Genomic DNA, 26504 nt, shown 5'->3' on the forward strand with positions numbered 1-26504 from the left:
TACTAATGCCTCTCGAGAAGAACTGCCTCTAAACGGTCACTTATCTTAGTTGGGATTTGCCGTTCGACCTCGTGCACCGCTTCAAAAATAGCGTTTTCGTAAGCGGCGATATCTGCGCGTCCGTGGCTTTTTACAACGATGCTGCGCAATCCTAGCAAACTTGCGCCGTTGTACTGGTCGGGTTTCAGCTGTTGGAGTTGATTTAAAAGCTCAGAAAATAGCCATTTCGCGATCCAGCGCTTGATAGGATGAGGATTAAGGTGCGCTTTAACCTTATCAGTGATCAAACGGGCGACGCCTTCGCTGGTTTTTAATGCGACATTGCCAACAAAACCATCACAGACAATCACATCCGTTTCACCGGTGTAAATCTGGTCGCCTTCGACATAACCCGTGTAATGCACCGATGGGCTATGCAAAAGCAAGTCAGCACAACGACGCACCCAGTCATTCCCTTTGATCGCCTCTTCACCGATATTTAATAAGCCAACCCTTGGCGTACGGCCAAGCTCTGCTTCAGCTAACACCGCCCCCATCACCGCAAACTGGAAGAGCGTATCCGCGTCACAGGCCACATTCGCCCCTAAATCAAGTAACCATTTACGTTGATAATTGGCACCGGGCAGCGCAGTGACTAGCGCCGGTCGGTCGATACCGGGTAATAATTTCAGAAGGTATTTGGACAACGCCATCAAAGCGCCGGTATTGCCGGCACTGACACACGCATCCGCATCACCACTGGCGACGCATTCAAGCGCGACACGCATGGAGGTCTCGGCGCTACGTCGCAATGCGGTAGACGGGCGCATATCATTAGGGATTACGTCCGGGGCATGGACGATCGATAGTCGGGGATGATGCTGGGCATTAAGTTGACGAAGCGACGCTTGGATGCGAGATTCATCGCCCACTAGCATCACTTTTAGGTCCGCAAAACGCGACAATGCCTGCACGGAGGCAGGCACTGTGACTTGGGGACCAAAATCCCCGCCCATCGCATCGAGTGCAATGGTTAGCCTAGTCAAGGGTCAACCTTACTTGTTGATAACCTTGCGGCCACGGTAGAAACCGTCTGCAGTCACATTGTGACGCAGGTGAGTTTCACCGCTGGTTTTGTCTACAGATACAGCTTGAGTACCCAGTGCATCGTGTGAACGACGCATACCACGCTTAGAACGGGTTTTACGGTTCTTTTGTACGGCCATTGACCCTACTCCTCGTTACTTTGCTTTAAGTTTTTTAGTGCGGCAAACGGATTTGGACGCTCATCAGCAAGTGGGATTTCCCCGAACACCATGTTGTCCGTACTGACTTTGCAGTCTGTATCTTCGTGCATGGCGACTTGTGGCAAGGCCACAATCAACTCGTCTTCGACCAATTGAATCAGATCAATCTCACCGTTTTCGTCGACTAATGCCGGCTCATAAGCATCCGGTAAATTGCCCACCTGGTCTTCATTGAAAACCGGGCTATAAACGAATTCAGTTTCATAGCGATACGAGAACGGCCCCCAACAACGTTGGCACTCAAGACTCACTGAAACGGCTGCTCGACCCGTTACAATTTTCAAGCCTTGGGCATCAATGTCGAATGAAAGCATGACCTCTGCATCACTATCGATGCTTTGGGTTGCCTCACCGAGGCGCAACAATCGCGACTTGTCTACAATACCATCGTAGTCGAGTTGCTTTTGGGCGCAACGGAACGGATCAACCGTCAGCGGTAGCTTTACCTTCTGCATAGGGCGCGAATATTAGCCTCCAAATGCGCTGGAGTCAAAGAAAATGTTACCTACGCGTCGCTGTTTAGGCTCGATAGCCACTCGGCCGGTTTGCCGACATCGCGCAAGTTATCTTTTCAGGTTAGACTGAGTGCGAACAATTAACAAAAATCGATCACGCGCGAGTCGTTTAGACACACTGGCGCGCTTAAAAAAGGAACGGTCATGCATACCACACAACCGCCAAAAATTGTGCTGGCATCAAGCTCCCCCTACCGCCAGGCCCTCTTAAAAAAGTTCGCCCTCCCCTTTTCGACTTTTTCACCTGCCATTGACGAAAGTCGACTCGAGAACGAACGCGCCACTGACTTAGTGGAACGGCTCGCATTCGAAAAAGCGATGGCCGGGATGCCGCTGTTCGATAACGCCATCATTATAGGCTCTGACCAAGTGTGTGTGATTGACGAGGAAGTCTTAGGCAAGCCGCATGAGCGAGACGTTGCTATTGAGCAGTTAAAGCGCGCCAGCGGCAAGAAAGTGACCTTTTACACGGGGCTGGCGGTGATTAATAGTGAAACCGGTGAGCATCAATCGGACGTTGAACCTTTTCATGTCGATTTCCGTGAGCTCACCGAGCAGGAGATTGTCCGCTACATCGATATCGAGCAACCGCTAGATTGCGCGGGGAGCTTTAAATGCGAAGGCTTAGGGATTGCTCTCTTTAACGCCATGCATGGCCGCGATCCCAATACATTAGTGGGGCTGCCACTGATTCGGCTACGCGAGATGTTAGAGAAAGAAGGGATCAGGGTTATCTAACCGGCGCGTGATCTATCAATGCGGTGAGGCTGTCCAATACAGCAACGGGACCAAAGGTCGTTAGGCTAGCGTGATCTTCAACGCCCCAGGTAACAGCCAACCGTGCCATATCCGCATTGACGGCTAACTGCATGTCATGGCCCGTATCACCGATCATAATCGCTTTCTCGCGCGCGATACCTGTTTGCGCTAACACTTCGTCTAGCATTTGTGGGTCAGGTTTAGATGCCGTTTCATCCGCGCAACGCGTCGCAACAAATAAATCCTGCGTGCCTGTCTCTGCCATAGCCCGATCTAAGCCTGCTCGTGATTTTCCGGTAGCAACCGCTAATTGAAAGCCTTGTGCTTTTAATGCCACTAATGTGTCTTTGACGCCAGGAAAAAGCTGGCACGGTGTCGGATTGTCGTGGACAAATTGCTGACGATAATGCGCAATCCAGCTCGGATACCAAGCCGGATCAGCGTCGGGATAGAGCAATTGATAGCCCTTTTCCAAACTTAAACCGATCATGGCTTGCAAGCGTTCAGGCGGTAACACCGGCAACTGGCCGGTTAAACGTGCTGCCCTATCAAGGCTAGACACAATCCGCCCAATGGAATCCATCACCGTACCGTCCCAATCAAAAATCAGTAACGAATAAGAGGCAATGGCAGGATGCGGCCGGCTGTTGGCTGAGGTTAGGGCCAACTCACTCTCAGCGGCGCGTGTTGGTTCAATCGTCATCTCTACCTCGTTCTGAACACTCACTGTTGCAAGACGCAGCGACAAAACACTGCGTATTTACAATCTAGGAATATGGAAAAATTAGGCGGTTTTGGCTCTCAGCCCCTCAAGGGCGCGCTCGAGCTTGGGCTCCATCGGCGCACTCAGCGTCATGGTCTCGTCACTACCCGGGTGCACAAACCGGATAGTCGCCGCGTGAAGAAACAAGCGATCCAGCCCAACTGACTTGGTATAAGCATCAAAGCGTGGGTCACCATAGCGGTCATCCCATGCTAAAGGGTGCCCGGTGTACTGCGCATGTACTCGTATTTGATGCGTTCTCCCCGTCACAGGACTGGCTTGCACCAGCGTGGCTTCAGCAAAGCTCTCAATGACCTTAAACCGCGTTTCAGACGGTTTTCCTTTCGGGTTTACGCGCACGATGCTGTTCACCTCATTTTTTAATAGCGGTGCAGTCACTTTGCGCTGTTTCGTTGGCCACTTTCCCATTACCAATGCGTAATAATCTTTTCGCACGGTTTTTTCCCGGAACTGTGCTTGTAAGTGTCGCAGTGCCGAGCGTTTTTTCGCAATCAATAAAATCCCTGAGGTGTCACGGTCGATTCGATGAACCAGCTCTAAAAAACGCGCCTTAGGCCGCAATGCGCGCATCGCCTCGATGGCACCGAATTGTAATCCACTGCCTCCATGCACCGCCGTTCCTGAGGGCTTATTGAGGACCAACAAATGATCGTCTTCATGCAAAATACAATGTTCAAGCGCCGCCACTTTATCTAACTTGGTGCTGGGTGCTGCTTTTTCTTCTTTGTCGGGAAGACGAATAGGCGGCACACGCACCACATCTCCCGGCTGGAGTTTATACTCTGGTTTTATCCGTTTTTTATTCACTCGCACTTCGCCTTTACGAAGTACGCGATAAATCATACTTTTCGGGACATTTTTCAGCTGATTTCGCAAAAAATTGTCAATACGCTGGCCGGCGATATCATCATCGATGTCGATAAATCGCACTTGGGATTTTTGTTCTGTCATAACCTATGATTCTACCTCTAAGTGCGCTGATATGCACCTGCTGAGCGTGCTAAAGCCGCCGAGTGACCACTGATTCACAAGGCGGTCTCCTCGTAGACCCCGCCTCCCCACCCGGATAACTGTGCAAAAAAACGCCATATTCACTGGGTTTTTCTATCAAGGCAACATAAGCCAATAAAGCCGATTGCTGGACTTTAGTCTCCCTGCTATAGTTGCGACGTTAGTCAGAAAAGCAAACGCTTAGCTGACACACGGTTTATCGCCTGTTACCGAGGTATCTTGGTTAGCAAACGTGTAACGCGCGTAGTGTAAAAACAAGCGTGGTACCGTTGCGAATCGAACAGTCGATAACCGTTACGCGGTTCATTCCGCAATAGCACCATAATTCCGAATGCTTTTAAGGCATTACGCAGCAAATGGCGTAAGACGTAAACCCAAAGCACCCGTTAGTGTGTTGACACGAGGCTGTGAGTCAGTGTCAGAGCTCTCCGCCATCGGTAAAAACGGCGGACGCCAACTGTGTAATCCGGTGAGCCATAAAAACCGTTGCAGCTGGCCGATTAAAACTTGCCCGAGCGCACCCCTGATTTTCTCCAGCCGGGAGGCTGCATCATATCAGACTTGGGGTCAGGCAGCATTGACGACTGCTCTCGTCATCAACCGCTAATAACAACGATAAATAAATGAGAAAAATCAGATGAAAAGAATGTTGATTAACGCAACTCAGAAAGAAGAGTTGCGCGTCGCATTGGTTGACGGTCAACGGTTGTACGATCTCGATATCGAAAGCCCTGGCCATGAATCGAAAAAAGCTAACATTTATAAAGGACGCATCACCCGTATTGAACCTAGCCTGGAAGCGGCATTTGTTGATTACGGCGCAGACAGACACGGTTTCCTCCCGCTCAAAGAGATCGCCCGCGAATACTTCCCTTCCGGCTACAGCTATCAAGGCCGTCCCAACATCAAAGATGTGCTGAAAGAAGGCCAGGAAGTGATTGTCCAAGTGGACAAAGAAGAACGCGGTAATAAAGGCGCGGCACTGACCACTTTTGTGTCTTTAGCCGGCAGTTATCTGGTTCTAATGCCGAACAACCCACGTGCAGGTGGTATCTCTCGCCGCATTGAAGGCGAAGAACGCAGCCAGCTAAAAGAAGCCATGTCCGGTCTCGAATTGCCACAAGGCATGGGGCTGATTGTCCGTACTGCAGGGGTTGGCAAGTCGGCGGAAGAGCTTGAGTGGGATTTAAAGGTCCTTCTCAACCATTGGCAAGCTGTAAAAGAAGCGGCAGCAGCCAATCCGGCACCTTTCCTTATCCATCAAGAAAGCAACGTGATTGCACGAGCGATCCGTGACTACTTACGCCGTGACATTGGCGAGATCTTGATCGACAGCGAAAAAGTCTTCAAACGGGCACAAGAGCACATCAAACTGGTTCGCCCCGACTTTGTTAGCCGGATTAAGTTTTATGATGGCGAAGTCCCACTCTTTAGCCATTATCAAATCGAAAGCCAGATCGAATCGGCCTTCCAACGTGAAGTTCGGTTGCCTTCCGGTGGCTCAATTGTCATTGATCCGACCGAAGCACTCACCTCCATCGATATCAACTCAGCCCGTGCAACCAAAGGCAGTGATATCGAAGAAACGGCGCGCCAGACTAACATTGAAGCAGCAGAAGAAATTGCCCGTCAATTGCGCCTGCGTGACTTGGGTGGCCTGGTAGTGATCGACTTTATCGACATGACCCCAGTACGCCATCAACGCGAAGTCGAAAACATGCTGCGCGATTCGGTACGTATGGACCGTGCACGGGTACAAATCGGGCGCATCTCACGCTTTGGCTTGTTAGAAATGTCGCGTCAGCGCTTAAGTCCTTCATTGGCGGAAGCCAGTCACCATATTTGCCCACGCTGTAAGGGCACCGGTGTCATTCGTGATAACGAATCACTGTCTCTCTCCATCCTTCGCTTGATGGAAGAAGAGGCCATGAAAGAAAACACCGCACAAGTACTCGGCATTGTTCCTGTCCCTGTCGCCTCTTATCTGCTCAACGAAAAACGCCGTTCGGTCCAACACATTGAGAAATACCACAATGTGAAAGTGGTGGTGGTGCCTAACGACGAGATGCAGACCCCACACTTTGATGTGGTCCGTGTGCGCGGCGGCGAAGAAATGACTGATTTGTCTTATCAATTACCGAGCCAAATCGACGCATTGAAAGAAGCAGAAGCGCGCGAAGAACCGCAACAGGCACGTCCAGCGAAAAAACGTGAAGAGCCTGTCCTCCAAGGCTTTGCCGCACCGGCGACACCGGCACCAAGCGCGCCGACTAAAGCCGCGTCAGCGGAGGCATCCGCCAAAGCGCCAACTCCAGGCTTATTCGCAAAAGTGGGTCAGTTTATTGCTGGGCTATTCAGTGCACCTGCCAGTGACGATACGGCTGGCCAAACCACACAAAAAGCGGCACAACCTGAAGCATCCAGTCAGGAACAAGGTCAGAAATCATCACGCGACCAACAAAACCGCCGCAATCACTCGCGTGGAAACCAGTCTCGTGGTAGCCAATCTCGCGGTCACAGTAAGCCAGAAGCGCAAGACGAACAGAGCGACAACGGCAACGATCGCGGTCGTAACAATAAGCAACGTCGTCAGAATAAATCGCAAGACGAGCGTCGCGATAACAATCGTAAAGGCAAGAAGCCTCGCAACGACAACCGTAACGACTCCGCGAAAAAGCCGGCAGAGCAAGCCTCTTCGGTTGAACCAAAAGACGACAGCAAAACGGCTAAACCGCAAGCTGAGAAAGCGGATAACAAAGGTCAAAAGCAAAACGATCAGAAAGCGGAGAAAACCGAACAGGTTAAACAGCGCCGCCAGCGTCGTAAGCTCAACCGTAGTGTGCGGATTAACAAAGACGTTGCCGAGACAAACGCACCAGTAGAGACTCCATCCGAGCAAGGCAAAGACTTGCAACAAGTTGGCGCCGAAGTGGCACAACAAGCGAAACAGCAACCGGAAAATGGCAAAAAAGAAGGCCAGCAAGATAAGCGTCGTAATCGTCGCTCACCACGCCACCTTCGTGCCAGTGGTCAGCGTCGCCGTCGCCGTCCAATGGTGAAAAGCCCAATGCCGCTTACTACCGGCATGGCCTCACCAGAAATGGCAATGGGTAAAGTGTGGTCAGCCGAGCAACCGGTCAAGGTGAGGCAAGATCGTCGTCGCCAAGACAAGCGTCAAACCGACCAACCGATTGTGAGTGGTGTTGCACGTCCTGAAATGGCGATGGGTAAAGTCATTGTCATGCGAAGCAAACCAGCGGATGTCACACCTGTCTCTGCTCAACCTACGGCACCTGTGAGCACACCGGCGCCTGAACAGAAGCCAGTACAACCGATGCAAACGCCTGAGGTGGAAGCCACACCGCAAGTGGCCGTGTCACCCGCACCGGCCACCACACCGGAGCATGATCCGAACGTCGATTTAGTGACTGAGAAAGTGATTGAGCGTGAGGTGGCAATCAATGCACCGACCGCGACCATTCAATACCGCCGTGCAACATCGCCAATGATGAAGGCGCCGGCACCGAATGAGACCATCGAACACCGTCCTGTGGCCATTGCCGCGTTTAACGCGCCAAACACTGACGCCAAAGCGGCGGGTAGCGCCAGCGCGCGTGCATCCGCGTATGCGCCTGCGACTAAACCCCAACACTAATCGCGACGCTTAACGGCATTCTTTAAAGGCCTCGGCATATGCTGAGGCCTTTCTTTATCCCCCATCCCACCGACGCAATACCCGCCCATCTTCTTCCCTAACTTGCAGTGATACATAGAAAAGTGCGTCAATCCACACGCTTCTACTGATACTTCCTTGTCAAAGCGAAAAAACGCAGTAACGTCGTAATAGGATGAGTTCCCAAAACTCGACGAGTGAACTCACTATTTTTATAAAAGTGCTGTAGGGAAAATGCTGTTTATCATGAAGAAGTTTTTCGCTATATATCCATTTAAACGCCTTCATCACACGCTGATGCTGGCGTTCTTGTTACTAAGCCTTCTTCCTCTCACCTTGGTGGCTTTGTTTTTTTTAAATAGCTACAGCCAGGATCTGCAAAAGCAAAGTACCGCGCACCTGTTATCGGTTCGCGATAGCAAGCAACAACAAATCAATGACTACTTAGATGCCCAAGAGGCCGAAGTGCTGGGCTTTGTCGCGTCTGAGCTTGCCTATGCCAGCGGCGGCCATTTTTATGGTTTGATTGATGCGTTTCGTCGCTTGCGCCCTGACATTGAACAAGCACGTCAATACGCCCAACGTCGCTATCTTCCTGAGTCTGGCAACAAAATGAAAACGCCAGTGGATAAAGACGATCCCAATTATTCAGCCACGGAGCGTTACCGGCTGCTCCACCAACGCTACCATCGTGCGTACCAAGCCTTACTCGCGCGCGCTGATTTCGATGATGTTTTACTGGTCGATAAGCAAGGCAACGTCACCTACTCTGTGAAAAAACACGCCAACTACGGCACCAATTTAATTACAGGCCCGTTCCGAGATACCGCGCTGGGGCACACCTTTTCAACGCTGACACAGCGCAGCCAAAAGATACAAGGCAAGCTTGACCCAACCCCACACGTTGTCATTTCAGATTTCTCAGCCGAACAAGACGGCCCCTCTGTTGCTTGGTTAGGTGCGCCGATTATCCAACAAGGCTACCTGCACAGCTACGCCCTATTTAGGCTGCCTAATCAGGCTCTTGCCGCATTAATGGCACCGAGAGAGTCCAACGGTATCCAAACCGTATTAGTCGGCGAGGACGGCCAAGTCCGTGCGCAGTCAGCAACCGCTACTGCCATCACCAACAGCACACCGGTCGTGAATAAGGCACTGGCGGGACAATCCGATGTCACTCGTTATCAAAGCCCCTCAGGCAACACATTACTGGCCGCCTATACCCCGATACACACCCACGGTTTAACATGGGGGCTTGTCGCTGAGGTACCCACGAACGTCGCGTTTGCACGGGTCCACCAGCTTGAGCAACTATTTATGGTCGCGATGCTGCTCGCGACCCTCGCCGTGGTCGTTGCATCGCATTATGTGTCTAACTTTATTACTCGACCACTCCTTCAGCTTACGTGGGCCGCCGAAAAAGTCAGTGCCGGTGATCTCGACACCCAAATCCATCACACACGCCGGCCTGATGAAGTGGGCCGGCTAGCAGTGAGTTTTGCGCGCATGCGTCATGCTATTCGCGAGAAAATCCAGTTAATTCAACAGCAAAATCAAACCTTAGAAGCCAACCTCACCATCATCAAAGCTCAGAACCAAGAGCTGCAGTTGGCCAACACGCTAAAAGATGAGTTCCTCGCCACCACGTCACATGAACTACGCACGCCGCTACACGGTATGATAGGTATTGCAGAAGCAATGATTGATGGTGCGAACGGCCCAATTAGTCGCGATCACCAATACCAATTGTCGATCATCGTGAACAGTGGTCAACGGCTGGCAAAACTGGTTGATGATCTTCTCGATTATCACAAAATGCGTTATGGCCAACTAGATCTCGAACAATGCCCTGTCGATGTTAACGCAATGACACAATTGGTCCTTTCACTCGCCAAGCACCTTAAAAAAGATAAACCCTTGGAGATCATCAACCAGCTGAGCGATTCGCCAGTATGGGTATACGCCGATCCGCAACGGCTCGAGCAAGTTATGTACAATCTGCTTGGCAATGCGATCAAGTTCACCGAAGCAGGCAAAATAGTGATCAGTGCCGATACCATTGATGACCGTATTCGCGTTCAAGTGGTTGATACCGGCAAAGGGATCCCCGCCGAACAACTCAGCCGAGTCTTTGAGCCGCTTGCCCAAGCAGTAAGCGGCCACTATCACTATCAACACGGTGCGGGTCTAGGGCTATCGATTAGCCGACAACTGATTGAACTGATGGGCGGTCAACTCTATGTCAGTAGTCAACCACAGGTCGGAACCACGTTCAGTTTCACGCTTGCCAGAGCACATGAAATGCCCGCACTGACGGATGAGACTGATCAGCATATCTCGATGTCCGAGCATATCCACCCCTTAGACGCGGATCAACACTTCCCCGAGCCAGCTGAAGCCAGCGTCCCCGCTCCAGCCGTAGACGCGCTGCATATTATGGTTGTCGATGATGAGCCGACCAATCAACAAATCCTAACCAGCTTTCTTCACATGGAAGGCTACCGTGTTTCAACCGCCAGCGATGGCCGCACTGCGATAGATAACGTAATCGCTACACCGCCAGATCTGGTACTTTTGGATGTACTGATGCCGGGAATGAGTGGCTTTGACGTCTGCGAGCAACTCAGGACACACTTCGATCATGCCGCACTTCCCATCATTATGCTCACTGCACTCAACCAGCCGGATGACAGGGTCTATGGCTTTAGCGTGGGTGCGAATGATTACCTCAGTAAACCCTTTGATAAACGAGAGCTGGCCGCACGGATTGCCACCCACCTAACCGCAAGTCAAGCTGAGCAGCGACGCCAAGAAAATCAACGCCTTGAACAGGCACTAGAGCAAAGCGCACAACAACAAGCCAGCCTGCTCGAAACACAATCTTGGCTGATCTCACAGCTGTCTCTTGCGCCCGAAGCCATGCTCGGCATGAGTCGTGATGGCCAAGTTAGGTTCGTCAACGAAGCGGCAGCACGCTTGTTTAAGCGCGATAAAGAAGACGTAAAACGCATGCACGGCCACGCACTCGTTACCGCCCCCGACCACGCCCAACAGTGCGAACGCTATCAAGGGCCACTTACCGCCTTTATTGACGGAACGCCTGAGCACCTTGATGGCATGTTGTTACGCTTTCCTGCAGAATCTGATATCGACAGCCTCTACGTGATCAACAACGATGCCCCCGTTTCTCAAACCCGTATACAAAGCCTTGAAAGTGCGATTGAAGCCCTCTCTGGGTATGCATTAGGCGGCGACATTCGCCAACTGGACGCATTAAAAGCCATGGGCGGTGAGTTTGAGGCGCTGGCAGAAAAAGCTGAACATCAACAAGAAAGTAAAATCAACACCCGTAGGCAGCTCATTGTCGAAGCCATGATTGCAGGGTTAGATTACTGGGAAGAAGCCACCGGCAAAACCAAGTTCGACTTTGCCGAACAAAGCGGCTTATGGCGCGTATACCTTGATCGTAGCAGCTTACAAACGCGCACTTTAGACAAGTACCTCTTGCTAGAAACCCTTCCCAAAACGCCAAGGTGGCGCACTGTGCTGAATTCCATTCGCTTTATCCTCGATCATTGCGACAAACGCAGCACCACCCGCACTCAGCTAGAATCTTACTACCAACAACTGCGCCAACTACTGTTAGACGATTAACAACACACCCAGCACCGCAATAAAGTGCCTCCCCTTCCGGGGACAGGCATGTTTCCCTTTAGGAGGACAGACACGTTAAGTCCATGCCGTTTTAGCTCCTTTCGAGGACAGGCACCTTAGTCATAAGGTGCCTGTCCTCACTATCAGAACGAAGTGTCTGTCCCCGATATCTCTCTCACTCCCTATCACCAATACAGTGCCTGTCCTCACTATCACTCACTATCATCGCAGTGCCTGTCCTCACTATTATCGATCAGAACGAAGTGTCAGAACAAAGTGCCTGTCCTCACTATCATTACTCACTATCACCCTCCTATTAAATTAATAATCGACACAAAACAACATTATGAATCTGCCTATTCAGCATGGCTAAAAGCCATATAAACCAAGATTAAAAGTGAAAGTGCGCGCTTTATCACAACAAAAATAAAGATAAATTTTTCGACGAGAAATAAGAGAGGGAAGGTGTGTGACATGGGTCGATCTATCAATAATAACACTGTAAACAATTGATAATTAATAATTTAAAGTTTAGCTTATTGAGGATGAAATGAACGATTTTGAGATTAACTGCATGGACAATCGTCTTCTCAAGCCCTTCATTTTAACGAAAATAACGGCGATTAAAGGTGTTTTTACGGTTTTAACGATTTCGACCGTTGCAGCAAAGGGGCAACTGGGGCTTATTGAAGGGAGTTGCTGGCCGACCTCTTGCAATAACACCATGACGACAACCACAGCGGAACGTTAGCAACCGGTAACATTGAGCTCACAGGCGGTCCATTAAAGAGCTCACCACTATCCATCACGTGAACTGAAAGCAACAGTAAGGAATGGCTATGTTTTCGAGTAACAGTAGAATTGCCAGCAAGACCCTACTTGCCTCTGCAATAATTGGTGCGTTAAGCATGAGTGCTGGCGCAAGTGCTGCTGAGCGCAGTGAGCTCACCATTCATCCCAAAGAATTCAATACCTTCGTCCGTAACTTTAACCCCTATTTAGGATCGACCTATCTTCACACGACGACCGACTTTGTCTATGAACCTTTGGTCGTCTTTAATGAACTACAAGGCAACGAGCCCGTTTATCGTATTGCGACGGGTTTCGACATGGCAGACGATTTAAAAAGTGTCACCTTTACCCTGCGTAAAGGGGTGAAGTGGTCAGACGGTGAAGCCTACACCGCCGATGATGTGGTGTATTCGTTTGATTTGGTCAAAGCGAACCCAGAACTCGACCAATCGGGGATTAACCAGTGGATCGACGATGTGAAGAAAGTCGATGATTACACCATCCGCTTTGAGCTCACTGAAGCTAATTCGAACGTCCCTTATGAGATTGTCAAAGTCCCCGTGGTGCCTGAGCATGTGTGGAAAAACATCGACAACCCCGCCTCATATACCAACGAGAATCCTGTCGGGTCAGGCCCCTTCACCACTGTCGATACCTTTACCTCGCAACTCTATATTCAGTGCCGCAACCCGCATTATTGGGATAATGATAATCTCGACGTCGATTGCCTGCGTGTGCCACAGATTGCCAATAACGACCAGTTTTTGAGTAAGGTGATCAACAGCGAAATGGACTGGACATCCTCGTTTATTCCTGACATTGATCGCACCTATGCCGCGGCCAATCCAAACCATCACTATTGGTATCCGGCTGCCGGCACTCAGGCCTTTATGGTCAACTTTAATGACCCCGATCCTGCCAAGCGCGAAGCGCTGACCAATGTCGATTTTCGCCGTGCTTTCTCGATGGCGATTGATCGTCAAACCATCATTGATATCGCTTTTTATGGCGGTGGCACAGTGAATGACTTTGCATCCGGCCTTGGGTATGCCTTTGAAGCCTGGTCAGACGACGCAGTGCATGAGAAATATCGTCAATACAATACTTACGATCTAGACGGCGCCAAAGCCCTGCTCGCTGAAGCTGGCTTTAAAGACCAAGACGGCGATGGCTTTGTTGAAACACCATCGGGCAAATCGTTTGAGTTAGAAATTCAGTCGCCCAATGGCTGGACTGACTTTAATAACACCGTACAACTGGCGGTTGAGCAACTTGCCGATGCCGGTATCAAAACAAAAGCACGTACCCCGGATTTCTCGGTGTATAACCAAGCCATGCTCGAAGCCGATTACGATGTGGCCTACACCAACTACTTCCACGGTGCTGACCCCTATACCTATTGGAATAGCGCGTATAACTCCAACCTACAGGAAGGGGATGGTATGCCGCGGTTCGCGATGCATTACTACCAAAATGCCGAGCTCGACAAGTTGTTAGACAGCTTCTACAAAACCGCGGATAAAGATGAGCAGCTGGAAATTGCTCACCAAATTCAAGCGATTATCGCCAAGGATCAAGTCACCATTCCGGTTCTTTCTGGCGCGCAAATGTATCAATACAACACAACCCGCTTTACCGGTTGGTGGAACGAAGACAATCCGAAAGGTCGCCCCTCTATCTGGGCCGGCATTCCCGAACGTCTTCTCCACGTGCTGGACCTTAAACCCGTTCAGTAACCACTATCGGGCGCATTGTGCGCCCGCTTTTCCACGGTGTTCACGCCACGAACATCACCACTTCGCTGTGTAAGGTGTGGGTTATGGGTTATTTTTTCCGACGGCTAACTTTTTACATGATTGCCCTTTTAGTGGCAGCAACACTCAATTTTATTATTCCTCGAGCCATGCCCGGTGATCCTGTCACCATGATGTTTGCCAACGCCTCGGTGCAAGTCACCCCAGAGCGGATTGAGGCAATGAAACAACTGCTGGGCTTTGTCGATGGCCCCCTCTATATGCAGTATTTCACTTACATGAAAAACGTGCTGAGCTGGGATTTAGGGACCTCCATCCAATTTTATCCATTATCAGTTAACGAGTTGCTGGGCAAAGCGTTTGGCTGGTCGCTCTTTCTCGCCGGCAGTGCCGTGCTGCTCTCTTTTTCTCTGGGCTCGATTTTGGGCATTTTTGCCGCCTGGAAACGCGGCGGGAAATACGATGCCATGATCACCCCAGGCATGCTGATTATCCAAGCGGTACCGCAAGTGGTCATTGCGATGCTCGCGCTGTTTATTTTCGCGATTGGGTTGAAATGGTTTCCGACCGGATACGCCTACACGCCAGGCGTCACGCCCGACTGGACCAGTTGGACCTTTATTAAAGATGTGGCCTATCACGCCGTACTCCCGCTTTTTTGTGCTTCCATCATTCAAGTGGGCGGCTTTTTGGTCAACATGCGCAACAACATGATTAATCTGCTGGCGGAAGACTACATCACCATGGCGCGCGGCAAAGGGTTAAGCGAAAACCGCGTGGTCTTTAACTACGCGGCCCGTAACGCGCTCTTGCCCAGTGTCACTGCGCTGTCGATGTCGCTGGGTATCGCCATCGGTGGCCAGCTGATTGTGGAAATTATTTTTAACTATCCCGGTCTTGGCTCGGTGCTTTTGAATGCGATTAACGCGCGAGATTACCAAGTCCTGCAAGGCCAGCTGCTGATTATGACCTTATTTATGCTCTCGTTTAACTTAATTGCTGACATGCTGTACGTGGTGCTTGACCCACGCCTGCGAACCGGAGGAAAAGAATCATGAAAGATCTCCTCACGCTTATTGTGCGCAACAAAATCGCGCGCGCGGGCTCCATCATTGTCGGCTTATTTATCTTAATGGCGATATTCGCCCCACTGCTAAGCCAGCATGCACCGGATAAACGCACCGGTAACCCGCATGAATACCCAAGCTTTGTGGTTAAAGCCGCACAAGCCAACCCAGATGGCTGGATCGCCACCCACTTAGCAGACCATCCTCGTACCTTGTTAATGTCAAAAGACGCGGAACATGCCCTCGGCACTACCCGTATGGGCCGCGATGTCTGGTCCCAGTTACTCCATGGTGCACGCGTTTCACTGGCAGTCGGCTTTGGCGCCGGGATCACCGTGTGTGTGCTCGCCACCTTAATTGGCATTACCGCCGGCTATTTAGGCGGTTGGGTTGACGATGTGCTTACCGCCGCGATGAACATCATGTTGGTGATCCCGCAATACCCACTCTTGTTCGTGCTCGCCGCGTTTATCGGCGAAGCCGGACCACTGACGATCGCCATTATTATTGGCTGTACCTCCTGGGCGTGGGGGGCACGGGTGGTTCGCTCACAAACTCTTGCCCTGCGCGAAAAAGAGTTCGTGAAAGCCGCTGAAGTGCTGGGCGAGTCGCGCTTTCGCATCACCTTTGTCGAGATCTTGCCTAACCTCGTGCCCATTGTCGGCGCCAGCTTTATTGGCTCAGTGATGTATGCCATTGCCATGGAGTCAATTATTTCCTTCTTAGGCCTTGGCGATCCCAACACCATCAGCTGGGGGATCATGCTCTACAACGTACAAACCTCTTCGTCCATGCTGATTGGCGCGTGGTGGGAGCTGCTCGCACCTTGTATTGCGCTGACCTTACTGGTGACAGGCCTTGCGTTGCTTAACTTCGCAGTGGATGAAATAGCCAACCCACAATTACGTGCGCAAAAAGGGATGAAGCGCTGGAAAAAACTTAACCAGCAAGAGAAGAAAGCCCGAGACGAGAATCCCGTTGCCGAACACATGCTGATCAGTGGAGATAAATCATGAGTCGCACCCCACTTATCTCAATCCGTGATCTGTGCGTGGACTACATTACCGATGCCGGTGATGTACGAGCCTGCGATCACGTCAGTTTTGACATTGCCCCCGGTGAAGTATTTGGCCTGGCTGGCGAATCGGGATGCGGTAAATCCACCGTTGCCTTTTCGCTGATGCGTCTGCATAAGCCACCCGCATTTATCACCGGCGGCGAAGTGCTATTTAACGGCGAGAATATCCTCAACTATAGCGATGCCCGCATGCGTGATTTTCGTTGGCGCGAGATGTCGATGGTGTTTCAAAGCGCCATGAATGCCCTCAATCCCGTGCTGACGCTTGAAGATCAATTTTGCGATGTATTAATGCGTCACACCAATATGACCCGTAAACAAGCGGTCAATCGGGCGCAAGGCTTGCTGGAAATTGTCGATATTCACCCCAGCCGGCTGACCGATTATCCGCACCAGTTTTCGGGCGGGATGCGTCAGCGCTTGGTGATTGCCATTGCACTGGCCCTCAACCCGAAAATGATCATCATGGATGAGCCCACCACCGCATTAGATGTGGTGGTGCAGCGCGAGATCTTACAAAAAATCTACGCGTTAAAAGAAGAGTTTGGCTTTTCGATTCTGTTTATCACCCATGACTTATCGCTCATGGTCGAGTTTTCCGACCGGATAGGGATCATGTATTCCGGTGAGCTGATTGAAGTCGCGCCGTCCAAACAAGTACTTACCAATCCCTATCACCCCTACACCGAAGGGCTGGGCAGCTCATTCCCCTCACTCACCGGGCCCAAGCGCCAACTGGTGGGTATCCCAGGTAATCCGCTCAACTTACTCGAAATCCCGACCGGCTGCCGCTTTCAAGCACGTTGCGCGCAAGTGCATGAACAGTGTCGAACCACCCAAACCGTGCTGCGCCAAATCGAACCAGGCCGTTATTCCAACTGCCACCTATACGACGGCGAGCCGATCGCCCAACAAAAAGTCTAATATCGTGCCAATGTGAGGAAGTCAGTGATGAGTACAGGTCTTGGAGAACTGCTGGTTGAAGGTAAAAACGTGGTGAAAGATTTCCCTATTAACAGCCATGCCCTTAAACAACCCATGATGCGAGCGATCAATGATGTCTCGTTCAAAATGTACAAAGGCCGTGGGCTTGCCGTGGTGGGTGAATCAGGCTCGGGCAAATCAACCACCGCGAAAATGATCGCAAAAATGTACGCCCCGACCGACGGCTGCATTGAATACCGGGGACGCGATATCACCACCATTAAAAAACGTGATGAGCTGATGCGCTATCGCGAAGGCCTGCAAATGGTCTGGCAAGATCCCTTTGGCTCGCTCAACCCCACCCATAATGTGTTTCACCATATTGCGCGTCCGTTATTGATCCACAAAAAAGTCGCCAAGCGCGACAAAGCCCAATTGAAAGAACGGGTGTTCGAGCTGCTCGAGCAAGTGGGCCTCACTCCGGCCAAAGAAACGGCGGAGAAATTCCCCCACCAGCTGTCGGGCGGCCAGCGTCAGAGGATAAACCTAGCGCGTAACATCGCCGTGGGCGCCGAAGTAGTACTCGCCGACGAACCCACCTCGATGCTGGATGTATCGATTCGTGCCGGCGTGCTTAACCTCATGGAAGAGATGAAAGTGGAGAAGCAAATGTCGCTGCTCTACATCACCCATGATATCGCCACCGCGCGTTACATTGCCGAAGACTTGGCAGTGATGTACGTCGGCCATATGGTCGAATGGGGGGACACTGAAGAGATTATTCATCGCCCTCAGCATCCTTACACCCAGCTGTTGGTCTCAGCGGTGCCCGACCCCAGCAAATCCATTCACGAGGAACTAAAGGGCAACAAGGGTGAGATCCCACTGTGGACACCAGATTCCGTCGGCTGCCCTTTTTCCGGCCGCTGCCCACATGCCACCGCTAAATGCACCGAACAGCTACCCGGCGTGACCAAGCTCGCCGACAACCACTATGTGCGCTGCTATTTGTACGAGCAATAGCGACCAATAAGGATACCATCATGCAAGTGCTGACCAATCACATCGGCTACTCGTTACACGGTGACAAATACGCGGTGATCGTCAGTGACAGCGAATCCCTCACCGGCACACCCGTGGTACTGATTGCCCTGCCTCCTCTTAAGGGGACAGGCACATTTAGCACTGCCGATAAAGCTGCCTCCTCTTCCGGGGACAGGCACTTTTCTTCTGGGGACAGACACTTTAACGAGGCCGCAGAAAGTGCAAACAATTTTACCGGGACAGGCACTTTTGTTCGTGGGACAGACACAGTATCACTCGATAAAGTGGTCGCGCAGTTTGAATTACAGCAAGGCACACAGTTAAACAACTGGCAGATAGGTACGGCTTATACCATCGATTTTTCTGCCTTTGCGCATCGCGGACGCTATCAACTCGTGCTGTTAACAGACACACCGGTATATTCGCATCCGTTTGAGATCCGAGATGATTGCCTGTTTCACACCACGTTTTCCGACCTGCTGCATTACTTTAAATCGCAGCGGTGTAGCGGTATCTATGAACACGCGGATCAGCGCGCCAAGGTATTTGGCTCTGATGAACGTGTGGATGTGTCCGGCGGTTGGTACGATGCCTCTGGCGATGTGAGCAAATACCTGAGCCACCTTTCCTATGCAAATTACTTTAATCCGCAACAAATCCCGCTGTTGGCTTGGGGGCTGGCCGATCTTGCCAACCAGTTTAGCTCGGAAACGCTGCCTGCATTTATGCGTACACGCTTAGCTGATGAAGCGAAACACGGCGCCGATTTTCTTCTCCGTATGCAACACCCCAGTGGCTTTTTTTACATGACGGTGTTTGATCAATGGTCGAAAGATCCGGAGCGCCGCACCCTTTGCGCTTACGCAACGCAAGATGGGATGATGAGTGAAGCTTACCAAGCCGGCTTTCGTCAAGGCGGCGGCATGGCGATTGCAGCCCTTGCCGCCGCAAGCAGAGCCTCACTTTGCTCAGAGCCTGACCAACAAGCACGCTATTTAGACGCTGCCATTCGTGGCTACTGGCATTTGGTTGAACATAACCATCACTACCTTGATGACGGTGAGCCCAACATTATTGACGAAACCTGCGCCCTTCTCGCCGCATGCGAGTTACATCACGCCACTCGGCAATCTACTGGGCAATCTACAGGGGACAGTCACGCTTATTTAACGGGACAGGCACCTTTAGGTTCTGGGGACAGACACATTAGTGCGAACGGTGACTGTCCCTTTTTGAGCGAGGCACGAGGTTGGATGCAAAAGCTGGTCGCACGGCAACGCAGTGATGAAACTTGCCAATATTATTGGTCGGCCAATGCCGATGGGAGTCGTCCGTTTTACCATGCCGCTGATGCAGGTCTGCCCGGGTTGGCGTTAGTTCGCTACCTCGATGTAGAAACCGAACCCAGTCACCAGGCTATCGCGCAAACAGCACTGGAACGCGCCTGCCAGTTTGAGCTGAGCCTAACACAAACCGCCGATAATCCATTCGCGTATCCGCGTCAGTACGTCAAACCCGTCGATGGCGTTAAACAGGTGCGTCACTTTATTCCTCACCACAATGAAACCGGCTATTGGTGGCAAGGCGAGAATGCACGCTTGGGGTCACTGGCGACCTTTGCGTGTCATGCCACGCGCCATATTCAAGACGATGCGCTAAATGCTGCTCTCCACACCTTTAGCCAACGGGCGCTTAATTGGATCCTCGGTTTAAACCCATTTGACATCTGTATGCTCGATGGACATGGCCTCAACAACCCAGATTACCTACCGCACTTGGGCTTTTTTAATGCCAAAGGGGGGATCTGCAATGGCATTACCGCAGGGATGGAGGATGAAACACAGATTGCATTCAACCCCGCGCCATATTGCGATGATATGGCGCAAAACTGGCGATGGGGCGAGCAGTGGTTGCCACATACAAGCTGGTTTATGCTCGCCATCAGTGCGCAAACGCTGACTGGCAACGGCCACTCGAACAAGGAGAACACGTGATGACTTACCGCCTCGATCTTAGTGTGATCAACGAGTATCCCAATGACACTCCACCGCGCAGCCGAATGGGGTTAACCTTGCATAATCTCACCGACTGTCTCTTAAATCAGCTGTCTATTGCGGTACTGTTTGATCGCTTCATCAACCCCAATACCCTGTCACAAGGCAGCATCGAGCAAGTTGGCAGCTATTGCGTCATTACACCGGCGCATCAAACTCTCGATGCCAATCAAAGCTTATACATCGAGTTTGATGCCCACACGCCACCATTACGGTTCCTTTGTGCGGGCTTTAAAGATGCGCTGCTCTATGCCAATGGCGAGCAATATTCAGTGATGCTCACCCCCATTAACTTGGCGCATACTCACACCACACGCTCATCGATTCCAGATGTTCATCCCGCCGAGCACGCCATTATTCCGGTACCTAAATCGGTGCGCCACCAGCCAGGATACTTTACGCTTTCACCCACAACACCGTTAATCGCAGTGGATCCACAGGCCCTTCCCGCCGCGCAGTGGTTAAGTAACGAATGGGTTCGCATGTACCCGCAAGCTGATATTGCACTCGACCCACGTCATCAAGATGCGGTCACTGGCGATCATGCCATTCTTTTACGGCCGCTACCCGACTCTGCACTTCGAGATATTACACACCGTGATGAGGCCTATCAGCTCACCGTCACCGACCAAGGCGTGGTTATCCAAGCCTGTGCTGAGCGCGGGTTTATTCACGGCTGCGCGTCGCTGTTGCAACTTTGCCAAGAGCAAGACACACAGCTTAGAATACCAGCAATCAAAATCAGCGATGCACCACGCTTTGCTTACCGAGGAATGATGCTCGATTGTGCACGCCATTTTCATTCAGTCGACACGGTAAAGCGACTGATTAACCAATTGGCCTATTTTAAGTTCAATACCTTTCACTGGCATTTAACCGACGATGAAGGCTGGCGACTGGAGATTAAAGCCCTGCCTGAATTGACGCGCTATGGGAGTCAACGCGGCCCCAATACCCGCCTTGCTCCGCAGTTCAGTCACATTGCAGAACGTCACGAAGGCTATTATCGCCAAGAAGAAGTACGTGACGTGATTGAATACGCCGCAGCCCGTGGTATTACCGTCATTCCTGAAATTGATATTCCCGGCCACTGTCGCGCAGCCATCAAAGCGCTGCCTGATTGGCTACACGATGACGACGACCGCTCGACTTATCGCAGCGTGCAGCACTACACCGATAACGTATTATCGCCAGTCCTTGATGGCACCTACCGGTTTTTAGATACGGTATTAAGTGAAGTCGCCGAGCTTTTCCCCGCCTCATGGGTCCATATTGGCGCCGATGAAGTCCCTGACGGGGTATGGACGGATAGCCCAATTTATCGGGACAGACGCATGAACGGAGAAACGACCGCTTCGCTACAGGGACAGATACTGACCTATGCTGAGCAAAAGCTTCGCGCCTTGGGCAAACGCATGGTTGGCTGGGAAGAAGTGCAGCACGGCGATAAAGTCAGCAAAAACACCGTGATCTATTCATGGCAAAGCGAAGACGCCGCATTGCATTGTGCGCAGCATGGGTTTGATGTGATTTTAACCCCGGGTCAAGCGACCTATCTCGATATGGTGCAAGATTATGCTGCCACCGAGCCCGGGCTCGACTGGGCGGGCGTCACACCATTAGAAAAAGCCTACCAATATGAGCCGCTAGCAAGCCTCGCCAGTGATGACCCAGCTCGTGAGCATATGCTAGGCGTACAATGTGCACTCTGGAGTGAACTGATCACTAATCAGGACAGGCTCGATTATATGGTGTTTCCAAGGCTTACCGCCATTGCAGAAGCGGCCTGGAGCCACAGTGAGCGCCGTGACTGGCTCGATTATCTGGCCAGACTCAAAGCGCAGTTACCGCGTTTAGACAAGTTCGGTATTCAATACCGTTCCCCTTGGGCATCGAACAAGTAGGCCGAATTCGCCCACCTGGCAGTGCCTCCTGCGCTGCCAGCTCTTTGCGCTCGCATCCCATCTGTTTATAATGCCCAGCCATTGTTGTCAGTCTGAGAGTGTTTTCGGCATGCTACGCCAAGAAATTAATACCCTACTCACCCCTATTCATGGTTTTCTGCACTGTCAAACCCCCGACAGTTGGATTGACGCGGCCATTCAGCCTGACAATCAATCGATTCTTTTGCGCGATCACGCAAACTGCGAATTAAAAGCCAGCCAAACCGCGATGTGGCTGATCCGTAAATATGCAGTCGACGCGGCGAGTGGCGAGCAACTGCTGGCATGGGCCAAACCCTATGAAGACTTTGTTTATCGCCGCATTCGCGATGGGATCTTCCACGCGCGCAAAAACGGCCTCAGCGCGCCTTTAACCCCTAAAGCCGGCTTTGCCCACGGCCAAACCTTGATTGATAAAATGGTCCGGTTAATCAAAGAAGAGTTTCATCATTTTGAGCAAGTGATTGAAATCATGGACGCACGCGGTATTCCTTATCAACCGTTAGAAGCAGGTCGCTACGCCAAAGGATTAATGCGCGCGGCACGCACTCACGAGCCGGCAACCTTGGTCGATAAACTGATTATTGGCGCCTACATTGAAGCACGTTCCTGCGAGCGCTTTGCCAAAGTCGCCCCACACCTCGATGATGAACTACAAAAGTTCTACATCTCGCTACTGCGCTCGGAAGCACGCCATTATCAAGATTACCTGACGCTCGCAGAAACCATCGCCGGCGAAGACATTCGCGACCGTATCCAAACCATCGGCGAGCGCGAAGCAGAGTTGATCCAAGCGCCCGACAGCCAATTCCGCTTTCACAGCGGCGCCCCTGCCTAGCTTCTTCTTATAGGGACAGGCACTTTCTTCTTATGGGGACAGGCACTTTTAGTTTTCGCCGGATACAAACACCTCTTGGTGACTGTCCTGGTAGTTTGCGGTCCTAGTAGTTTGCGCCTGTCCCCGCTGTTTACTAATCGGGACAGACGCCTTTAGTAACTAACCAATCTCACAGTTACAGTATTTCTTGTACTGTCACGAAAAATCAGGCCAGAAAAGATGATGACTGTTCATTTATACAGTACCTTTTACATACACCCATCTACCAAAAGGGACTGACGATGACCAAAGCTCGCGCATCTTTAGTGAACCTATCAGCCACACCCTATTATCATTGCGTCTCACGCTGCGTGCGCCGCTCTTTCCTGTGTGGCTATGACGCTCAATCGCAAAAAAGCTATGAGCATCGTCGCGCATGGATAGAAACGCGTTTACTTACACTAGCCAAAGCTTTTTGCATCGATATCTGCGCTTACGCCATTATGAGCAATCATTATCACGTTGTCCTACATATCAATGCAAAAGCCGCCCAATCCCTGACAAATATCGACGTAATTGACCGCTGGCTAGCCTTTCACCAGGCTCCGGTACTCATCCAACGTTTTCGTCAGGGAGAATCTCTCTCCAAATCGGAGTACAAAGCGTGCTGTCGGATCATTGAGAGCTGGCGCGAGCGTTTGATGTCTGTCAGCTGGTTTATGAAGCTGCTTAATCAATATATTTCGACGCAAGCGAACCGAGAGGATCAATGTTCAGGGCATTTTTGGGAGGGACGCTTTAAAAGCCAAGCCTTATTAGATGAAAAAGCACTCGCTGCGGCGATGGCCTATGTCGATTTGAACCCAGTGCGAGCAGGTATCACCAAACAGCCTAAACAAGCCAATTACACATCGATTAAAAAGCGCGTTGAATCACTCAAGCAAAATAAAGCAACACCAGCAGGCTTATTCGCCTTTGCAGGAAATCCGAGGAAATCTATGCCCGACGGCATTCCGTTCCGGCTAATGGACTATTTAGCACTTGTTGAATGGACTTGCCACAAGGGACAAGAAAGGGGCTCAAATCAGCGGCCTCCCCTACTCACACGACTGAATATGTCGAGTGAAACCTGGCTGACCACATGCGCTCATTTAGAGTGCGGAAATGTTGTAGGCTCACTGTCGAGTATCCAAGCCGTATTACCGACACTGGGCCTAAAACGCATGACAGGCGTCATGATCCCAAATCGTTGAGGCAAGCACTAAAACACGCATCAATGCGTAAAGGAATCGTCATACTAGCCCGAAGATCTACCCTACCCAATAAGCCAGCACCATTATAAACACGAACAAAATACCTACCGCTTTTAAGAGCGGCTTTAGCCCTTTGGACCCACCTTCTGGGGACTGATTACAACATCCCATATTACCTCCTCATCGTTATTTCCCCAGGATAAACCCTCCAGTTACAGGAAGGTAAAGGCATGTTCGGATTTTAAAGAGGTAATATTTCATTAGAGATTTTACTAGGACAGAGATTTTACTAGGACAGGCATCTTAACAACGGCTTGCTGGTTACTAGTGGTGACTGTCCCGGATAAAGCGGTCCCGGATAAAGCGGATAAAGCGAAAAGGGGATCTTGTTGGTGATCTTGTTGGGACAGGCACATTAGCAATGCTGATAATTGTCCCATATAGCACGCTAGATGGAACAATCGCAGACAAGACATAAAGTGTCAGACGTAATGCGTCTGTCCCAACAAAAGACAGCTAATCAAAAGCGCCTGTCCCACCAATGTTGTCCCTGTCCCACCAATGTTGTCCCGCCAATGTTTTCTAATACGCTGTACTCAGAAATCTGGACTCTGTATCCTAGTGGCTATAAACATCTATCAAGGACAACAACGATGTGGTATCTCATTTATTCGCAAGACGTCGAGAACAGCCTACCGCTACGCAAGCAAGCGCGTGACGCACACCTTGAACGCTTACACCAACTGGAAAAAGAAAACCGCTTGATGATTGCCGGGCCAAACCCTGCTGTTGATAGTGAGGAGCCAGGCGAAGCTGGGTTTACGGGCTCGACCGTTATTGCCTGGTTTGAGTCACTATCAGCCGCAAAGGCATGGGCCGACAAAGACCCTTATGTAGCCGCCGGCGTTTATGCTGAAGTGACCGTAAAACCGTTCAAAAAAGTGCTTCCGCAGGATCCAGCCTAATGCGATATGTAAAAATACTGATGATGGCCTGCCTGGGGCTAGTACTCAGTGCATGTAGCAGCCCCCAGCATGACCAAGCCGCAGAAGCCGCAATCCAACGAGCAGACATGATTGCACAGCTACTGCCGATGGATATTGAAGGCTACTCACTGGTTCGAGCACGTGCGCAAGATGCCGTCATCGAGCTGACGCTTCTGGAGAAGAATGCCAAAAAAGCACCAGGAGAGCTCTTTTCCGGCTTAAAACGTCGTTATTGCCAAGATAGCGACATACGAAGTATGTTAGACAGTGGTATCAGCTATACCATTTTGGTTCGCGATACCCGCGGCCGACAAATCCTCAATAACGCTATCAATGCACCCAGCTGTGCTAGCTAATTAAGCACCAAGGCTGCTCCCACTCTACCGGTAAGGCTGGCCACAACTCGCCTTGGCTCGGGGGCAGCACATAGCTGTAGAGCTTGGCTGGCTGATCATCGGCAAAACGACACGTAAATTGCAGCCCATAAGCGTGTAAGTAGCCACGATCGGCAGGCTCGCCGCCATAGTAATCATCACCGATAAGCGGTGAGCCAATACTTTTCATCGCCACGCGAATTTGATGGGTTTTACCCGTGTAAGGCCGACAGAGAAAAAATCGCCGCCCCTCACCGCCTGCAATAGAGATAAAACGCGTCCTCGCAGGGTTATCTTTGCTGGCAAGCAACTTCCAACTGCCTCGCCGACCTTTACCCATATCGCCGACAATCAATCCCTGTTTCTTACGCGGCTTTTTCGCACTTAATGCCAAATAGAACTTTTCTATCTCGCGTGACGCGAACAATCCTGAGAGGACAGACGCCGCATGAGAGGACGTTGCCAGCAGCAGCAAGCCCGACGTCATCTTATCTAAACGATGTACAAGGTAGACCTTCTCAACCCCAATATACGCCGCGACCACAGGCAACAGTGCCGCTTCATCGGTCTCTTTTTGCACGCTAACGCCATGGTGCTTGTTGATCACCACAAAGTGTTGGTTTTGGTCGACAATTGAAAACATAACGAAGGGATTTACCGGTTGGCCATTGAGGACAGGCATCATAACGGCTTCCCCCTCAGCCCGCTAGAGCAATCATAAAAGTGCCTGTCCCCG

General features: G+C 51.1%; 21 protein-coding genes. 15 read left to right on the forward strand and 6 right to left on the reverse strand.

The features are described from left to right. Window positions 1-2 precede the first annotated feature (2 nt). Genes plsX through yceD form a run of 3 tightly spaced genes read right to left on the reverse strand, consistent with a single transcriptional unit; the run spans window position 3 to window position 1741 of the window. The gene (plsX, locus tag HLG76_RS13100; RefSeq protein WP_175993808.1) at window positions 3-1025 is read right to left on the reverse strand and encodes a phosphate acyltransferase PlsX; all 1023 of its coding nucleotides are present in this window, start codon (window positions 1023-1025) and stop codon (window positions 3-5) included. 9 nt (window positions 1026-1034) lie between these two features. Beyond that, the gene (gene rpmF, locus HLG76_RS13105) at window positions 1035-1205 is read right to left on the reverse strand and encodes a 50S ribosomal protein L32 (RefSeq protein ID WP_021023155.1); all 171 of its coding nucleotides are present in this window, start codon (window positions 1203-1205) and stop codon (window positions 1035-1037) included. A 5-nt stretch (window positions 1206-1210) separates the two neighbouring features. Continuing rightward, the gene (yceD, locus tag HLG76_RS13110; RefSeq protein WP_021023156.1) at window positions 1211-1741 is read right to left on the reverse strand and encodes a 23S rRNA accumulation protein YceD; all 531 of its coding nucleotides are present in this window, start codon (window positions 1739-1741) and stop codon (window positions 1211-1213) included. 204 nt (window positions 1742-1945) lie between these two features. Here yceD and HLG76_RS13115 point away from each other — a divergent pair, with 204 nt between their 5' ends. Next, the gene (locus tag HLG76_RS13115) at window positions 1946-2539 is read left to right on the forward strand and encodes a nucleoside triphosphate pyrophosphatase (protein WP_175993809.1); all 594 of its coding nucleotides are present in this window, start codon (window positions 1946-1948) and stop codon (window positions 2537-2539) included. Here the strand turns inward: HLG76_RS13115 and HLG76_RS13120 are convergent. Beyond that, the gene (locus tag HLG76_RS13120) at window positions 2532-3263 is read right to left on the reverse strand and encodes an HAD-IA family hydrolase (protein WP_175993810.1); all 732 of its coding nucleotides are present in this window, start codon (window positions 3261-3263) and stop codon (window positions 2532-2534) included. The two genes, HLG76_RS13115 and HLG76_RS13120, sit on opposite strands and share 8 nt — an antisense overlap. An 81-nt stretch (window positions 3264-3344) precedes the next feature. Further along, entirely contained in the window at window positions 3345-4295 is a 951-nt protein-coding gene (rluC, locus tag HLG76_RS13125; RefSeq protein ID WP_175993811.1) for a 23S rRNA pseudouridine(955/2504/2580) synthase RluC, read from the reverse strand. Window positions 4296-5001: 706 nt separating this feature from the next. Between rluC and rne the strand changes: the two genes are divergently transcribed. The 14 genes from rne to gspS2 all read left to right on the forward strand — a co-directional run bounded on the left by rne (window position 5002) and on the right by gspS2 (window position 25750). Continuing rightward, window positions 5002-8010 (forward strand): ribonuclease E, encoded by a 3009-nt coding sequence (rne, locus tag HLG76_RS13130; RefSeq protein WP_175993822.1) that lies wholly within the window; start codon window positions 5002-5004, stop codon window positions 8008-8010. Between the two features lie 264 nt (window positions 8011-8274). Beyond that, window positions 8275-11682 carry a response regulator gene (locus HLG76_RS13135; protein WP_175993812.1) on the forward strand — a complete coding sequence of 1136 codons (3408 nt, stop codon included), beginning with the start codon at window positions 8275-8277 and terminating at the stop codon, window positions 11680-11682. Between the two features lie 550 nt (window positions 11683-12232). After that, complete coding sequence (locus HLG76_RS13140; protein ID WP_077660251.1) at window positions 12233-12433, forward strand: hypothetical protein; 201 nt, start codon at window positions 12233-12235, stop codon at window positions 12431-12433. Window positions 12434-12521: 88 nt separating this feature from the next. After that, entirely contained in the window at window positions 12522-14210 is a 1689-nt protein-coding gene (locus tag HLG76_RS13145) for an ABC transporter substrate-binding protein (protein WP_175993813.1), read from the forward strand. Between the two features lie 83 nt (window positions 14211-14293). After that, on the forward strand, window positions 14294-15286 hold the full coding sequence (locus HLG76_RS13150; protein WP_025673154.1) for an ABC transporter permease: 993 nt from the start codon (window positions 14294-14296) through the stop codon (window positions 15284-15286). Continuing rightward, window positions 15283-16311, forward strand: coding sequence for an ABC transporter permease (locus HLG76_RS13155; protein ID WP_077646596.1), 1029 nt, complete (start codon window positions 15283-15285; stop codon window positions 16309-16311). Before HLG76_RS13150 ends, HLG76_RS13155 begins: the two co-directional genes overlap by 4 nt. Further along, window positions 16308-17297 (forward strand): ABC transporter ATP-binding protein, encoded by a 990-nt coding sequence (locus HLG76_RS13160; protein WP_077461207.1) that lies wholly within the window; start codon window positions 16308-16310, stop codon window positions 17295-17297. The genes HLG76_RS13155 and HLG76_RS13160 overlap by 4 nt, the downstream gene beginning before the upstream one ends. Before the next feature lie 27 nt (window positions 17298-17324). Beyond that, window positions 17325-18320, forward strand: coding sequence for an ABC transporter ATP-binding protein (locus tag HLG76_RS13165; RefSeq protein WP_077461206.1), 996 nt, complete (start codon window positions 17325-17327; stop codon window positions 18318-18320). Window positions 18321-18340: 20 nt separating this feature from the next. Continuing rightward, window positions 18341-20335, forward strand: a complete 1995-nt coding sequence (locus HLG76_RS13170; RefSeq protein ID WP_175993814.1) for a glycoside hydrolase family 9 protein — start codon at window positions 18341-18343, stop codon at window positions 20333-20335. After that, window positions 20335-22299, forward strand: coding sequence for a beta-N-acetylhexosaminidase (locus HLG76_RS13175; protein ID WP_175993815.1), 1965 nt, complete (start codon window positions 20335-20337; stop codon window positions 22297-22299). Before HLG76_RS13170 ends, HLG76_RS13175 begins: the two co-directional genes overlap by 1 nt. A 109-nt stretch (window positions 22300-22408) precedes the next feature. Continuing rightward, on the forward strand, window positions 22409-23176 hold the full coding sequence (locus HLG76_RS13180; protein WP_175993816.1) for a tRNA-(ms[2]io[6]A)-hydroxylase: 768 nt from the start codon (window positions 22409-22411) through the stop codon (window positions 23174-23176). A gap of 281 nt (window positions 23177-23457) precedes the next feature. Beyond that, entirely contained in the window at window positions 23458-24408 is a 951-nt protein-coding gene (locus HLG76_RS13185; RefSeq protein WP_175993817.1) for a transposase, read from the forward strand. Window positions 24409-25061: 653 nt separating this feature from the next. Continuing rightward, window positions 25062-25373, forward strand: coding sequence for a YciI family protein (locus tag HLG76_RS13190; RefSeq protein ID WP_021023168.1), 312 nt, complete (start codon window positions 25062-25064; stop codon window positions 25371-25373). Further along, window positions 25373-25750 (forward strand): type II secretion system pilot lipoprotein GspS-beta, encoded by a 378-nt coding sequence (gspS2, locus tag HLG76_RS13195; protein ID WP_077646590.1) that lies wholly within the window; start codon window positions 25373-25375, stop codon window positions 25748-25750. Before HLG76_RS13190 ends, gspS2 begins: the two co-directional genes overlap by 1 nt. Here the strand turns inward: gspS2 and HLG76_RS13200 are convergent. Beyond that, the gene (locus tag HLG76_RS13200) at window positions 25743-26411 is read right to left on the reverse strand and encodes a TIGR01621 family pseudouridine synthase (protein ID WP_175993823.1); all 669 of its coding nucleotides are present in this window, start codon (window positions 26409-26411) and stop codon (window positions 25743-25745) included. The two genes, gspS2 and HLG76_RS13200, sit on opposite strands and share 8 nt — an antisense overlap. Window positions 26412-26504: the final 93 nt, after the last annotated feature.

It is taken from the genome of Salinivibrio sp. EAGSL, from assembly GCF_013366455.1.
In the GTDB taxonomy this organism is placed as follows: Bacteria; Pseudomonadota; Gammaproteobacteria; order Enterobacterales; family Vibrionaceae; genus Salinivibrio; species Salinivibrio costicola.